This window comes from Bacillus sp. FSL R5-0712 (assembly GCF_038593285.1).
Lineage (GTDB): Bacteria > Bacillota > Bacilli > Bacillales > Bacillaceae > Bacillus > Bacillus safensis.
Map to the genome: position 1 here is coordinate 1,788,096 of NZ_CP151981.1, position 13,266 is coordinate 1,801,361.

Consider the following 13,266-nt stretch of genomic DNA (forward strand, 5'->3'; position numbering starts at 1 on the left):
CATTTAGCAGCATCTTATCTTTTTGCTAAGTGTTCTCTGAATTGCTTTGGTGTCTGATGATATTTTTTTAAAAAATCCGATAGAAATAACTTACATTATCATATCCAACTTGATCTATAACAGAGGCAATTGGCATATCTGTACTTTCCAGTAACTCTTTCGCTTTATTTAAACGTTTTTCTTGAAGTAATTCTTTAAATGTAAAGTTGGTAGCCTTTTTAATCTCTTTACTTAAAGCATAAGCGGGCTGGCTTAATTTTGTGGCTAATTCATTCAGTGATGCACTCTGGAAATGTTCATCAATATACTTTAATGATTCAACAATTAAATAATGTTGTACAGGATTGTCTTCTGTATGTTCGGCCTTATCAGCGTGTTTAATTAACTCCACCATTAAAAGACCCATATACAATTTAATGGTGGATTCAGACATAAAAGCAGGAGACATAATTTCAATAATAATTTTTTTTATCAATTCTTGAATGCTTTCTACTTCTGAAACTTTAAAGTAAAGGAATTGTCCATTTTGAGTACTGTTATATAAACTGTTAATTAAGAAATTACTAATTCTATTTTCAGTCGTTAAAAACGAAAAGATAAAATCAAAAAAATGAGGTAAAATGATAAAATTAATAATAATGTCTTCTTCTGCACAAGTTTGAGTTTCATGCTCAATATGCTGGTTTAAAAATAACAGCTCCCCTTGTTGCAAATTTATTCTTTGATTCCCTACTTTTTGGTTATACTCTCCATTGTAAACATAATTAATCTCAATGTAGTCGTGTTTATGTTTAGGAAAATCCACAAAGCGTGTATGTTTTCGAACCGTAATCATACTCTCTTGATTGAGAAATTTTTGACTTTCTATAATAAAATTAGACTGATTGGTATAAATGTCTTTATTTATCTCTCTTCTGTTTTGTAGAAGCAGTTCCTCTTCATCTGTTATCTTTAATAATTGATTGAGAAGATCATGTTGCATAGGTTTCTCCTTTTTTATAATCTTACTTCATTGTTTATTAGACTTCTTCAACCAAAGCCCACATACCTTCTTTCTTTTATAGAGTCTAACTCCATGCTTTTTAAAAAAAGACTATCTAAAGTAGTCTCTTTATTAGTTCCCAAGCTCATAGGTTTGTACAAAAGAGCTTTCTGCAAGAATGGCTTTCACTCCTGTTTGTTCAATTATCTAAAAATGAATGATCCCTAATTCTATTGATGTTTTAATTGCTTCAGCTCTTGATGTCACATTTAGTTTTTGATAAATGTTTGTTAAATGTGCTTTTACAGTTCTCTCGGAAATTCCCATATCAAATGCAATTTCCTTACTCCGAAACCCTCTAGCTACTGCTTGCAAAACGAGCATTTCTTTTTCGGTAAGCAAGTGGTTGTCTGTTTTCAATTTTTCTTGAGGTTCTTTGTGTACGGTTGATTCAAATACCTTTGAGGCCACATTTGATTGAAGTAAAATGTCTCCTCTGATGGCCGCTTCAATTGTATTAAATAAGTTTTCTCTGCTGGCATCCTTTAAGAGGTAGCCTTTTGCACCAAGCTGTAACCCTTGAATCATTAAGTTCTCTTCATTATAAGTAGTCAAAATGAGTACGGGAACTTTTATTTGAAGAGTCTGCATTTCTCTAAGCATATCAAGCCCGCTCATCATTGGCATGTTGAGGTCAAGTAATACAAGGTCTGGGGATTTTTCTTTTATGACATCTATCCCCTTTCCTCCATCTTCTGCTTCTCCAACAACTTCAAATCTTTCGTCTGTTTCAAGAATTAATTTTAATCCTTCTCTCACAACATAATGATCATCAACAATCACAATTCGATAAGACACTGTATTTACTCCTTTTTCAAAGGTATGTTCACTATTACTTGTGTACCTTCATTTTTTTTACTTTTCAAATGGATCTCTCCACCAAGCAGCCGAACACGTTCTGACATACCAATGATGCCGTAATGTCCAAAAGTGGATTCTCGTTTTTTCTCATCAAATCCCACTCCATTGTCTGCTATTTTCAAATGGATGTGATCACCTTGTTGTACCATCACTAACTCGACATGGCTTGCTTTGGCATGTTTTGAAACATTCGTTAAGCATTCTTTTATCATGTAAACAGTATGTTCAATAAAAAAAGGTGACATATTCTGAGGTACAGATATCTTTGTACGAATTGGGATATTCGTTGCTGTCGTAAATCGATTTACTTCATTTTTCACTGTTTCAGTTAAATCGTATTGATCCTGACGATCCTTCCGAAGATCATCAATCACCATTCGTGCCTCACCTAATGTTTTTCGAGCTTGGCTCATTGAGCCCTTGATAATGCTTTGAGCACGCTGGGTATTTTGATTCTCTAAATGTGCTTGAACAGCTTCCAATTGCATAATAATGCCTGCAAGCCCTTGTGCAAGGGTATCATGTAAATCTCTCGCCATTCTTTGACGTTCATTAGCAAGGGTTAACTCCTCCACCTGCTGATGTGCGAGTTCTAGTTCCTTTAGAAACGTTTGAGTTCGTATTCTAGCCTTTACTTGTCTAAAAAATAAGATAGAGTATGCAACGACCACAATAAGGATAAGAAATAAAATCGGAATGTAGACAGTCAGATCATCTGTATCATTAACCAAAATAAGAGCTAGAAAAAAAAGTACATAAAAACAAAGTCCTGTCAAAATAATCTTTAATGTATGATAGTATACACCGATGCTTTGAGCAATTAATACCGGTAAAAGACCAATTAAAATAACAGGAGAGGCAGCTTGCATAGCTAAAACACAAAGTAGAATAACGATTCCTTGTATGAAGAAATAAATCCAAGGCTTCTTCTTGAACCAATAAAATGACCACCAGTGCAAAATGAGATGGATCGCGATAAGGCCAGAAAAAAACAAACTTGAAAGCGATAAAGATGCTGTTAAAAACTGAAAAATCATCGCTGCAACATACACAAGAACGCCCCATAATAACGTGGGAATTCGGGAATAGATCATTTCATTAAATGGGTCTATCCGTTTCTTAAGCATAAACTCTCACCTTCCAAACCCCATCATAACACGAAAAATACCGCCCGCCTTTTAAAGAGGCAATGGCGGTATTAGGATTTTAACATTTAAAAAGAATACATTATATAATCTTCTTTTCCTTTTGGGCAATTGACTCTCCTTCAATATCAATATGCGGAAGCAATCGTGCCAGCCATTTTGGTAAGTACCAATTTGCCCGCCCTAATAGCATCATACAAGCAGGGATAAAGGTCATTCTAATGACAAATGCATCGAATAAAACCCCAAATGCCAATGTTAATCCCATTGTTTTAATAATCAAGTCTTGAGCAAAAATAAAGCTTGCGAAAACGAAAATCATAATTAAGCCTGCTGCAGTTACAACCCTGCCACTATGCTGTAATCCAGAAATAACAGATTTCTTTGCATCATGAGATAGAAGGAATTCTTCCCTCATTCTACTAACTAAAAATACTTCATAATCCATTGCAAGACCAAATAATATTCCTGTCACTAGTACAGGCATAAAGTTTAACAACGGTCCTGCTGCAGGTATTCCAAACAATGGGGCAAGATGTCCATCCTGTAAAACAAAGACAGCAAAACCTAATGTAGCAGTTAATGTCATTAAAAACCCTAGTACAGCCTTTAATGGAACAAGGAATGATCTAAATACAAGAATCATTAACACAAAAGCAAATCCAATAATGACTCCTGCAAATTTTGGCAATGCTTCACTGAGTCTATCTGAAATATCTATATTCACGGCAGTAGAACCAGTCACAAGAAACTTTGTGTCAGTCACACTCGATACATTTCGAATGTCTTTTACTAATTGCTTCGTTTCTTTATCCTCCGGACCACTTCTAGGTAAGATTGTTAACATTGCGTACTCACCCGATGGATCAGGGATCGCCGGCGTGATTTGTTTGATACCATCCATTTTTTCTAACAATTTTGATGATTCCTCGATGGACTTGGACTTCATCATTTTATTTGCTTGAGAGGCATCTATGATGATGGCAAGTGGTCCATTAAACCCCTTGCCAAATCCTTCTGCTAAAAGATCGTATCCTTTACGTTCAGTTGTTTCTTTGCCTTTCATACCGTTATCCGGAAGACCAAGCTCCATATGAAGCGCTGGCCAGCTTATCAATCCTGTCAATAAAATGACACCTATCATTATTTTACCCGGATGCTTTTGAATAAATCTTGCCCAGCCCATTGTTTTTTTCTCTTTTTTTGGCTGTAATTTAGAAAATAACTTATTTTTCCTAGAAGGACTCACCTTATCTCCAAGAAGCCCTAGTATAGCTGGAACAATCGTGAGAGAAACAAGCATAACAGATAGTACCATAAAGGCTCCCACAAGGCCCATGATACCTAGAAATGGTATGTCAACTAATACAAGTCCACATAATGCAACAATGACAGTGACGCCCGCAAATAATACAGCACTTCCTGCGGTACCCACAGCTCTAGCAGCAGCCTCATTCAAATTGTAGCCTTCTGCTAACAGCTGTCGATATCTTGAAATGATAAACAGTGCATAATCAATTCCTACTGCAAGACCAATCATCACCGCTAATGTGAGACTAAATGCAGACATTTCTACAAAGTTTGAGGTGATTAAAATGACCATCACACCTATTACTAACCCAATTACAGCCGTCAATATTGGTAATCCTGCGATCAAAAGTGAAGCAAATGTAAAGGCTAAAATCAAGAAGGCGAAGACAATCCCTATGATTTCAGAAATCCCACCTACTTCAATTTCAGAGAATGTGACGGAGCCGCCTAATTCCGTTTGGATGCCTGCATCTTTTGAAATCTTTATGCTATTTAATACTTTCTCTTTTGAGGATTCCTTTACCTTATCCGATTTCACTCGATACGTAATATCCGCATATCCTATTTTCTTATCTTTACTTATCGTAAAGGTCTGATATAAATCGGTCACCTGCTTAACTGCTTTATCCTTTTTAATTTCTTTTATCGTCTCATTAATTTTATGTTTCACTTTCTTTGCTTCTAAAGTTTCATCTTTAGGTGCTTTAAATATTAGACGAATTGTTCCCTCATCATCACCTGCTGGGAACTTCTTTTCCAAGAGATCCATCGCTTTTTCAGATTTTGTTCCTGGAATCGACATATCTCCATTAAATGAAACGCCTGTCCCTATTGTTGCTGCAACTACAGCTACTAAAATAAGTAACCAACCGATTAACATTCGTTTAGGCTTAGTAAAAGCAAAGTTTCCTAAGTTATATAAAAATTTAGCCATTCACTTACTCCTTTTTCATCGAATTCATGATATTCACCTCTTTATTCTACGTAATGAAATAGTTGATTGAAATTGTACTTTTGGGCAAAAGGGATTGTACATTTAGGCAAGAAAAAGAGCATCTCTTTTGAGATACCCTTCTATTTATAGAGAGCGTTCATTTTATCTATATCATCATTTGGCCAATTCCGGATCAGTTGTATTAGTCATATCTGGTTATTTTGATTTAATTCCTGCACCACAAAGAGGTATGACGATTGTTTCTTTTGCTTCCTTTTTATATTTCATGTAGCCAGCAAAATTGACTGCAGATGTCACTTCCACATAAAATCCTTTCTCACTTAGTTTAGAGCGTGCATTCAATATCTCATCCTCTTCAATATCTATAAATGTACCATTGGTATCTTGTACAGCTTCTAGAATTTGTTTGGAGCGTGCCGGGGCAGCAATGGCTATACCTTCTGCCAAAGTTCCTGTATTCGTAACAGGTGATGCTGATTCCTCCGCGTTTTGATAAGCTTTCACGAGAGGAGCACAGTTTTTCGCTTGGATGGCAATGATTTTTGGTATTTTATGAATTAAACCATTTTCAAATAACTCTTTAAAACCGTAATATGCACCTAGGAGGAGAGTACCATTTCCAACCGGAATGATTAAAGTATCAGGTGCTCCGTTTACTTGTTCATATATTTCATAGGCGTATGTTTTTGTTCCTTCAAAAAAATAAGGATTATACACATGGCTTGCATAAAAAACGTTTTCGGCGTCTACTGCTTTTTGCGCCGCGGCTGCAATATCCTCTCGTGTACCGCGAATTTCTTTAATCGTTGCTCCATGGGCTTTTATTTGAGCGATCTTTTTAGGTGAAGTTTCATCGCTTAGATAGATGTCACATGCAATCTCGCAACGAGCTGCATAAGCGGCAATCGCCGTTCCTGCATTCCCGCTGCTATCCGCAATGACTTTTGATACCCCTAATTCCTTTGCCTTTGTCATTAAAACAGCAGCTCCTCGATCTTTAAAGGATAGCGTAGGCATCATATAATCAACTTTTACATAAGTGTTTGGCTCATGAGGATCTAAAACGATTAACGGAGTTTGGCCTTCACCCATTGTTACAGATTCCCAAGTCTTTGAACCTTTTGAAAATGGCATGGTTTCAACATAACGCCATAATGAGTTTGGGTAGTGATTCCAAGCCGCAATATCTATTTGAGGGGTATCTTTCACCAGGTTTAATACGCCGTTACAATCACATTTCCATAGAGTTGGTGTCATCTCATACTTTTTACCGCAATCGTTACAAATCAATTGATTCATCAATCATCAACCCCTTTGGATAATTTTTTATATAAAATATACTTTTTTATATATCATGGGCAAAAAAATATTCTAAATATAAGAAATAGCATCAATTTCAATTTTGAAACCAAAATGTAATTCATTCGTTGGTACAACAGTACGTGCTGGTTGATGTTCACCGAAAAATTCAGTGTAAACCGCATCTACTTTGTCCCATAGTTCAATATCAGAAATGTATAATGTCATACGCAAAATCTTTTCTTTTTTACTTCCGGCTGCTTCTACAATCATCTCCACATTCTTAAGCGCTTGTAATGTCTCTTCCTCAATGGGGCCGAATTCTTTTTCTCTCGTTTCGGGATTGATGGCAAATTGTCCTGAAACATAGACCGTGTTTTGATGAATGGTTGCGAATGCATAGTGTCCGTTGGATTTTAGATTCCCTACCTCGAGGATGCTTTTCATTTCGTTTCCCCTTCATTCGATTTATGTTTGATTTCATCCAAATAGCTATAGACGGTGACTTTAGAAATACCTAACATAGATGCGACCTTCTCAACTGAACCTTTCATTAAAAAGATTCCCTTTTCATCCATGAACCTTATTAATTCAATTTTTTCATGACGTTTCATGACTGGGTGGACACTGTTTTGAATGATCTGTTGAATCAATTGATCTACGATTCCTTCCACATTTTCAAGATCATCATTTGATGTTGTTTCATTCTCTTGAACTTCAACTTTTGTAGAAAGAAAAGTATCCATAAATTGCTGCATTTGATTCAATGCTTCAACATCAAAATTGATACAGAATGCCCCGATCACCTTTTTCTTCGAATCACGAATTAATGAAGTCGAAGAACGAATGGTACGGTTGTCTTCTGTTTTAAATGTATACCCAGCAAGATAATCTTCTTTAAAATCTTCTGATTGTAAAACAGTCTTTACCAAATGATCAAATGATTGACCGATTTTTCTTCCCGTCACATGATGATTGACTGTAAACATGACAGATGCTAGGGGGTTCGTTAAATCATGAATAACGACTTCACAATTTGGTCCAAACATTTTTGCTGTAGATTTTGCTAAAGGAATATAGCTCTCTAATAAATTCTTTATATTTTCCATGCCTAAGCACCTCATTTGTTTATTCCACTAGATTATATAATTTTTTATATATAAAAACAATATATAGATTTTTTTATATATGTTGAAAAAGTTAAGAAAATATAAAAAAAGCAGCCATTGACTGCTTTTTGCTTGTGCTCCTTTCTAATTGATTTCTTGCTGGATTCCATACAAAATGACTTCAATTCCCCACCTGAACCGTTCCATTGATACGGTATCACCTGCAAACATTTCTTCTTTTAGGCTATGGATGAAAGGAAACCGCGTTTTGTCTGCATCATGAAATGCTTTTTTTGTATCTGAAATCTGCGAAGAGCCATGTTTCTTCCAAGAGACCTTTTCGTATGCTACGGAAGATACGTATAACAGTAACAGGTCTACTCCCCATGCAGCAGATGTAGATTTAACCCCGCCTTCATGCAATGCAGCGAGAATATGTTCGGTCAACTGTAAAAAGTTCGTTCCTTGCGGGATGGTGGAAAGAGAAATTTCAGCAAGACCAGGTTTTTCGAATAACAGTAGGAAATAAGTATGCAATATGTCAAATAACTGTTCTTTCCATGTGCCATTCACTGAATCTGGATAAACCATTTGGCCGAGACCATAATCCAATACGTAAGCACTTAGTTCTTGAAAATTGTTCACGTAGACATACAAGGATGCAGGTCCCGTATCGAGTGCTTTAGCCACCTTACGCATACTCATGCCCTCTAACCCTTGTTCCTTTAGAAGCTCATAGGCAGTTTTCACAATGAGTTCACGGCTTAAGGGCTCTTTAGCCGGCCGAGACCGACGACTTATAATACGACGATTTGAATTGTTCATAATCTCTTTATAACATGTCAAAGTCAAATAGTAAATTGAGCATCAATCACCGTTTTCTTGAAAAGAATTCATCATTTCAGCAAGCTTGATTGCAGCATCTTTTGAAAAACACAGCTTTAAACTTTTTTCCGATTCATGAGCTTTCTCCGATGAATATTCGTACATCCTGTCTTCGTATTCTTCAATAGCCTTTTCAATATGATGAGGATTTCGAACAATCGCAAGTGCAAGCTCCATTGCATCAAACATCGCCATGTTTACACCCTCCCCTGCGAATGGCGACATGACATGAGCGGCATCACCGATAAGCGTTACTCCTTTATGGCGGTTCCATTTAAAACCGACAGGAAGCGTATAAATCCGTCTTGGAATGATGGCATCTTCTGCATAACGAATATAATTTTTCAGCTGATCGTCCCAATCACTAAATAATTCTAATAATTGTTCTTTTGCTTCTTTCGCTTGATGAAACGGAATACCACAAGTCTCAATCCAGTTACGCTCTACCATAAGGCTTGCATACACTTTGATTCGTCCATCTCCGTTTAACTGACCAATCAGTCCTTTGTGGTCAGCTAAAGCAAACATCTTACCACGTTTATTAAATTCAGCTAAATCAGGGTGGTTCATCTCTACGTTGAGGATATTCAGTTCCAGCATCGTGAGTCCGGCGTATTCAATATCAATATCTGTTAAGAGAGGACGCACACGAGAAAAAGCACCATCTGCCCCGATTACAAGATCAACTGTCTCAACAACTCCGTTTTCAAAATGAAGCTCCGTCATGCCGCTTTCTAGTGAAATGCAACTTTCTAGTTTATATCCATATTTGATGTTTTCAGCATCAATTTGATCTAACAGCAGTTCGCACAAAAGACCACGATCAATTTCTGGGCGGGTTCCTTTTTGATCTGATTCCGTTTCTTCATCTAAATAAATTCTTCCTGATTTATCAAGTAAGCGGAAATCTTCTCCTTCATAGCGGGCGTTCCTTTGAAATTCCTCATAAACTCCTGCTTCTTTTAAAGCTTTTTGACCTGTTTCTTCATGAATATCCAGTGAGCCTCCTCTTTCAAGACTCTTGTCATGCATCTCTCGCTCATAGATAGTAGTTTGTATACCGTAATTTTGCAGTATTAAGGCGAGTGTTAGCCCCCCAGGTCCTCCTCCAATAATAGCGATCTGCTTTTGTTTCTTAGATAATGCCGTCATCGTATGCATCTCCTCTTCTTTATGGAAATCGTTTAAAGCCATATCACATTTATATTATAACGAACACCGTTCGTAAAGAACAGTGTTCGTTTAAAAAGTTTATTTCACAATTGTGTATTTTACAATCGCCCGCCACCATATGATACACTCCAACTAGGAATGTGAAAGGATGTCGAATCATCACAATGATTCTTGAATCAGTCGTTTCCATTGTTCTAATTCTGAGTGTAAGAGGTGTTCCTATGAATAAATTATTGGCAATGTTGATATTAGGATTGAGTTTTAGTGGTGCGGCTCTCATTCTTTCTGTCCCTTTGTTATTCAAGTCCAAACCAGAACAATTTGAGCTGGTGTTTGCTGCTGGATCAGCGGGCGCTTTCGCAGTATTCGCTGTCTCATGCCTAGTTCTTCGAAAACAATTCAATCGCTAAAAAACCTAAACACAATCCGCCATTAGAATAATGGAGATTTGTTTAGGTTTTTGTGACTTACCTTGATATGAACTTAAAGAATGTGGTACAAGCTGACCCCGATACTGAGAGCGAATAACACAAGTGCAGGGAGTGCTTTTTTAAAGGGATCTTTGGCTAATACGATCAGAGTAAAGGCAGCTGCAAGCATCGTGCCTCCTAACAGTAAGCCTGATAATATTGCTATTGTTGGCATCCATATGCCGATCAGCATTCCAGCAGCGCCTATGAGCTCAAAAGCTCCGGTTAAAACATTAAAAAAAGCAGGTAAACCAAATCGTTTGAACTCTTCTGCCATTTTCCCTGATATAATTTTCGATCCTGTTACAAAAAAGAAAGCGGCCAATATCATTTGCAGAATAAGTATGAAAATCGTGATCACATCTTTCTAAGTTATTTGACTGAAACACTCAGTCCAAATGGACAAATTTTCAGCTGGTGAAAATTATATGTCATAGCATATATTAGATATAAATCGTTTGTTACAGATTAGACATTTCAAGATTCATAGTGTGAATGAAATAATTTGTTTAAAAGTAATTTTAATTGTTGAATCTCTTCATCGCTTAATTGCTTTGTTACCGTTTGATGTGCATCCATGACGACAGGAAGAATGGCCTTTTTGACCTTGTGCCCTTTTTCTGTTAAAAGCAGGTGATGTGAGCGCCGGTCTTGTTCGTTATAGATTTTTTTGACAAGCCCTTTTCGTTCCATTGATTGGATCATTCTGACGACAGTGGTTTGATTTTTATCAATTCCTTCTGCCAATTCTTTTTGAGTAGTTCCCTTTTCACTGCTCAGAATACTGATAATACTCCATTGTTCAGGAGTGACCCCGTAAGGCTTTAACCTGTTCGTAAAATAATTTGTCATTTTGAGATCGGTACGATGAACGAGATAACCTATTAAATCTTGTAACTCCATGTAAAACACCCTCTATGAAATTTATATGCTATAGCATTTATATTAGTGAAGCCTTTAAAAATTGTCAAATCAACTATCTGCTTGTTTAAAATCAATCCCTGACAAAATATATGGCACTGCTGATTTGATAAACTCCTCTGATGATATGTGCGAACTATTTTTTCTCCACTCAACAGAAGCTCCGTGAATTCCCCAGCTTAAAAATACAGCTGTGACCTTCAGAATTTGCTTTTCGACATTTGTATATTGATTGATTAACAATTGATAAAAAATAATTTCAAGCTGTTCCCTCACAATAGGAGCAAGTTCAGTTTCATATTCTACTTGGCAGCGGTTATGCAGAGATTGTTGAAAATTCGTTAATGCTTTAAAAATATTGATGATCGTATCTTCATCTAGTTTACGATGATTGAAATGAATACTTTCTAAATTAATCGATAATACTTCTGACAGCGTTTTATCCAGCAAATCGTATTTATCCTCAAAATGATAATAAAACGTCGCTCGGTTGATCATGGCTTCTGCCGTGACATCTTTGATCGTAATATCCTTAAATTCCTTTTTCGATGAAAGTTTCATAAAAGACTCCATGATTAACTTACGCGTTCTTAAAACCCGAGGGTCTGTCTTTGGCTGCGTCATCTTATCCCTCCTCCTTTTTCAACACATCTATCAATCTGTTGGATAAACAACAAATTGAAGAAATTATTGGTGTTGGTCTTACTCATTGTGTCTTAAGATCTAATTGTAATGCAAATGATTGATTCAAACAAACATAGGGAATAGCGTTTCCTGCATAATTTGAGGAGGTAAATGAAATTGAAAAACAATGAGATGTTTTGTGATATAGAAACAGGTGTATGTGGTGTAGGTGAAGAAGAGGATATCCAGGTGATTGATTTTCAACAATCTAAAAAATCTATTACGCTCTATTATGTAACAGACCCAATTTGTTCGCATTGCTGGGCAATTGAACCTGTCCTGCGTCGATTGAAAGAGCAATATGGACATTATTTTCATTTCCAGACTGTGTTGGGTGGACTGTTAGAGAAATGGCATGGTGGTCCAATTGATCCTGCAAACGGAATTTATAAGCCTGCTGATGTTGCTGGTCACTGGAGAGAGGTTGGAGAACATTCTCGCATGCCAATAGATGGTTCCTTAATGATTGACAATCCTGTTCAATCCTCCTACCCGCCCTCTCGCGTGTTCAAAGTGATTCAAAAACATCATGATGATGCACTAGCCTATACTTTTTTACGCCGTGCAAGAGAAGCGCTATTTGCCTTCAATCAAAATATATCGGATATCACGGTGTTAATTGATATCGTCAACGACCTTGGACTTAACGGAGATGTGATAGTCCATGAAGCGGAGCTGCCTAGCGGCCAGGAATTATTAGATCAAGATTTTACTCTTGTTCGAGACCTTGGTGCTAGAGGTTTCCCAACGATCATCTTCGTCAACGAAGAAAATAAAGGAGTCAAAATCACGGGTGGCCGCTCATTTGAAGTCTATGTTGAAGGATTAAAGCAAGCTTTAAACACTGAAGAACTTCAACCGAAAAAGCGCCCAGCTGTTTCAATCCTGCTCGAAAAAGAAAAACTTCTATTTTCTAAAGAAATTGAAGTAATGTACGATGTTGACCAATCAGATGTACGGTCTTTTATGAAGAAAGAACTTCCCCAGCAGCAGTATCAAATGAAAGAAGTGCTGGGAGAACTGTATTTTACAACTTCGACATAAGGAGAATGACGATGGCACATTTATAACAGATGGATTTTAAGATGAAGGGCCCTTTCGGTGATGAAATGGCAAAAGAGTTTTCTGATTTAGCGAAAAGTATAAATGAGGAAGACGGATTCATATGGAAAATATGGACGGAGAATCCCGAGAAGAATGAGGCTGGCGGAATCTACTTATTCGAAACAAAAGAAGCAGCTGAAAACTATCTTGAAATGCATTCTAAAAGAATAACCAGCTTTGGAATAACAGACATCAACGCTAAAATCTTTGATATTAATGCTGAGCTTTCTCAAATCACAAAAGGTCCATTAAAAACTCATCAAGGTTGACACACGAAAAAAGAGCGGCTGGATGGCTGCTCTTTTTT

General features: G+C 36.8%; 15 protein-coding genes. 3 read left to right on the top strand and 12 right to left on the bottom strand.

Annotated elements, in window-relative coordinates; all coding sequences use genetic code 11:
- Nucleotides 1–67: 67 nt before the first annotated feature.
- From NSU11_RS08945 to NSU11_RS08985, 9 genes are all read right to left on the bottom strand, one after another.
- Entirely contained in the window at nucleotides 68–982 is a 915-nt protein-coding gene (locus NSU11_RS08945; protein ID WP_342493881.1) for an AraC family transcriptional regulator, read from the bottom strand.
- Between the two features lie 207 nt (nucleotides 983–1,189).
- Nucleotides 1,190–1,840 carry a response regulator transcription factor gene (locus NSU11_RS08950; protein WP_103132486.1) on the bottom strand — a complete coding sequence of 217 codons (651 nt, stop codon included), beginning with the start codon at nucleotides 1,838–1,840 and terminating at the stop codon, nucleotides 1,190–1,192.
- A gap of 5 nt (nucleotides 1,841–1,845) precedes the next feature.
- On the bottom strand, nucleotides 1,846–3,030 hold the full coding sequence (locus tag NSU11_RS08955) for a sensor histidine kinase (protein ID WP_342493882.1): 1,185 nt from the start codon (nucleotides 3,028–3,030) through the stop codon (nucleotides 1,846–1,848).
- 100 nt (nucleotides 3,031–3,130) lie between these two features.
- A complete protein-coding gene (locus NSU11_RS08960; RefSeq protein ID WP_342493883.1) occupies nucleotides 3,131–5,293 on the bottom strand; it encodes an MMPL family transporter in 2,163 nt (720 codons plus the stop codon).
- A 216-nt stretch (nucleotides 5,294–5,509) separates the two neighbouring features.
- Nucleotides 5,510–6,613: a threonine synthase gene (locus tag NSU11_RS08965; RefSeq protein ID WP_122631349.1), complete on the bottom strand. Its 1,104-nt coding sequence runs from the start codon at nucleotides 6,611–6,613 to the stop codon at nucleotides 5,510–5,512.
- A gap of 72 nt (nucleotides 6,614–6,685) precedes the next feature.
- Nucleotides 6,686–7,060, bottom strand: coding sequence for a RidA family protein (locus NSU11_RS08970; RefSeq protein WP_024427108.1), 375 nt, complete (start codon nucleotides 7,058–7,060; stop codon nucleotides 6,686–6,688).
- On the bottom strand, nucleotides 7,057–7,722 hold the full coding sequence (locus NSU11_RS08975) for a helix-turn-helix transcriptional regulator (RefSeq protein WP_342493884.1): 666 nt from the start codon (nucleotides 7,720–7,722) through the stop codon (nucleotides 7,057–7,059). Before NSU11_RS08975 ends, NSU11_RS08970 begins: the two co-directional genes overlap by 4 nt.
- A gap of 144 nt (nucleotides 7,723–7,866) precedes the next feature.
- A complete protein-coding gene (locus NSU11_RS08980; RefSeq protein ID WP_024425164.1) occupies nucleotides 7,867–8,547 on the bottom strand; it encodes a TetR/AcrR family transcriptional regulator in 681 nt (226 codons plus the stop codon).
- Between the two features lie 42 nt (nucleotides 8,548–8,589).
- Complete coding sequence (locus tag NSU11_RS08985; protein ID WP_342493885.1) at nucleotides 8,590–9,759, bottom strand: NAD(P)/FAD-dependent oxidoreductase; 1,170 nt, start codon at nucleotides 9,757–9,759, stop codon at nucleotides 8,590–8,592.
- Between the two features lie 242 nt (nucleotides 9,760–10,001).
- On the opposite strand from NSU11_RS08985, the gene NSU11_RS08990 reads away from it, so the two are divergent.
- Entirely contained in the window at nucleotides 10,002–10,190 is a 189-nt protein-coding gene (locus NSU11_RS08990; RefSeq protein WP_024425166.1) for a hypothetical protein, read from the top strand.
- 73 nt (nucleotides 10,191–10,263) lie between these two features.
- Here NSU11_RS08990 and NSU11_RS08995 read toward each other — a convergent pair whose 3' ends face one another.
- The 3 genes from NSU11_RS08995 to NSU11_RS09005 form a co-directional block, all read right to left on the bottom strand.
- Nucleotides 10,264–10,611: a DoxX family protein gene (locus NSU11_RS08995; protein WP_024425167.1), complete on the bottom strand. Its 348-nt coding sequence runs from the start codon at nucleotides 10,609–10,611 to the stop codon at nucleotides 10,264–10,266.
- Nucleotides 10,612–10,727: 116 nt separating this feature from the next.
- On the bottom strand, nucleotides 10,728–11,153 hold the full coding sequence (locus NSU11_RS09000) for a MarR family transcriptional regulator (protein ID WP_212048956.1): 426 nt from the start codon (nucleotides 11,151–11,153) through the stop codon (nucleotides 10,728–10,730).
- Between the two features lie 69 nt (nucleotides 11,154–11,222).
- The gene (locus tag NSU11_RS09005) at nucleotides 11,223–11,795 is read right to left on the bottom strand and encodes a TetR/AcrR family transcriptional regulator (RefSeq protein ID WP_025093225.1); all 573 of its coding nucleotides are present in this window, start codon (nucleotides 11,793–11,795) and stop codon (nucleotides 11,223–11,225) included.
- Nucleotides 11,796–11,972: 177 nt separating this feature from the next.
- Here NSU11_RS09005 and NSU11_RS09010 point away from each other — a divergent pair, with 177 nt between their 5' ends.
- Together NSU11_RS09010 and NSU11_RS09015 are read left to right on the top strand one after the other, a co-directional pair.
- Complete coding sequence (locus NSU11_RS09010; protein WP_212051889.1) at nucleotides 11,973–12,899, top strand: DsbA family protein; 927 nt, start codon at nucleotides 11,973–11,975, stop codon at nucleotides 12,897–12,899.
- 29 nt (nucleotides 12,900–12,928) lie between these two features.
- A complete protein-coding gene (locus tag NSU11_RS09015) occupies nucleotides 12,929–13,228 on the top strand; it encodes a monooxygenase (protein WP_342493886.1) in 300 nt (99 codons plus the stop codon).
- The last annotated feature ends 38 nt before the right edge of the window (nucleotides 13,229–13,266 follow it).

Bases quoted from the DNA above. Each gene is read 5' to 3' on its own strand.
- NSU11_RS08975 (WP_342493884.1), bottom strand. From the start codon at position 7,722: ATGGAAAATATAAAGAATTTATTAGAGAGCTATATTCCTTTAGCAAAA.
- NSU11_RS08965 (WP_122631349.1), bottom strand. From the start codon at position 6,613: ATGAATCAATTGATTTGTAACGATTGCGGTAAAAAGTATGAGATGACA.
- NSU11_RS08955 (WP_342493882.1), bottom strand. From the start codon at position 3,030: ATGCTTAAGAAACGGATAGACCCATTTAATGAAATGATCTATTCCCGA.
- NSU11_RS08960 (WP_342493883.1), bottom strand. From the start codon at position 5,293: ATGGCTAAATTTTTATATAACTTAGGAAACTTTGCTTTTACTAAGCCT.
- NSU11_RS08985 (WP_342493885.1), bottom strand. From the start codon at position 9,759: ATGACGGCATTATCTAAGAAACAAAAGCAGATCGCTATTATTGGAGGA.
- NSU11_RS09005 (WP_025093225.1), bottom strand. From the start codon at position 11,795: ATGACGCAGCCAAAGACAGACCCTCGGGTTTTAAGAACGCGTAAGTTA.
- NSU11_RS09015 (WP_342493886.1), top strand. From the start codon at position 12,929: ATGGATTTTAAGATGAAGGGCCCTTTCGGTGATGAAATGGCAAAAGAG.
- NSU11_RS08980 (WP_024425164.1), bottom strand. From the start codon at position 8,547: ATGAACAATTCAAATCGTCGTATTATAAGTCGTCGGTCTCGGCCGGCT.
- NSU11_RS09000 (WP_212048956.1), bottom strand. From the start codon at position 11,153: ATGGAGTTACAAGATTTAATAGGTTATCTCGTTCATCGTACCGATCTC.
- NSU11_RS08990 (WP_024425166.1), top strand. From the start codon at position 10,002: ATGAATAAATTATTGGCAATGTTGATATTAGGATTGAGTTTTAGTGGT.
- NSU11_RS08945 (WP_342493881.1), bottom strand. From the start codon at position 982: ATGCAACATGATCTTCTCAATCAATTATTAAAGATAACAGATGAAGAG.
- NSU11_RS08970 (WP_024427108.1), bottom strand. From the start codon at position 7,060: ATGAAAAGCATCCTCGAGGTAGGGAATCTAAAATCCAACGGACACTAT.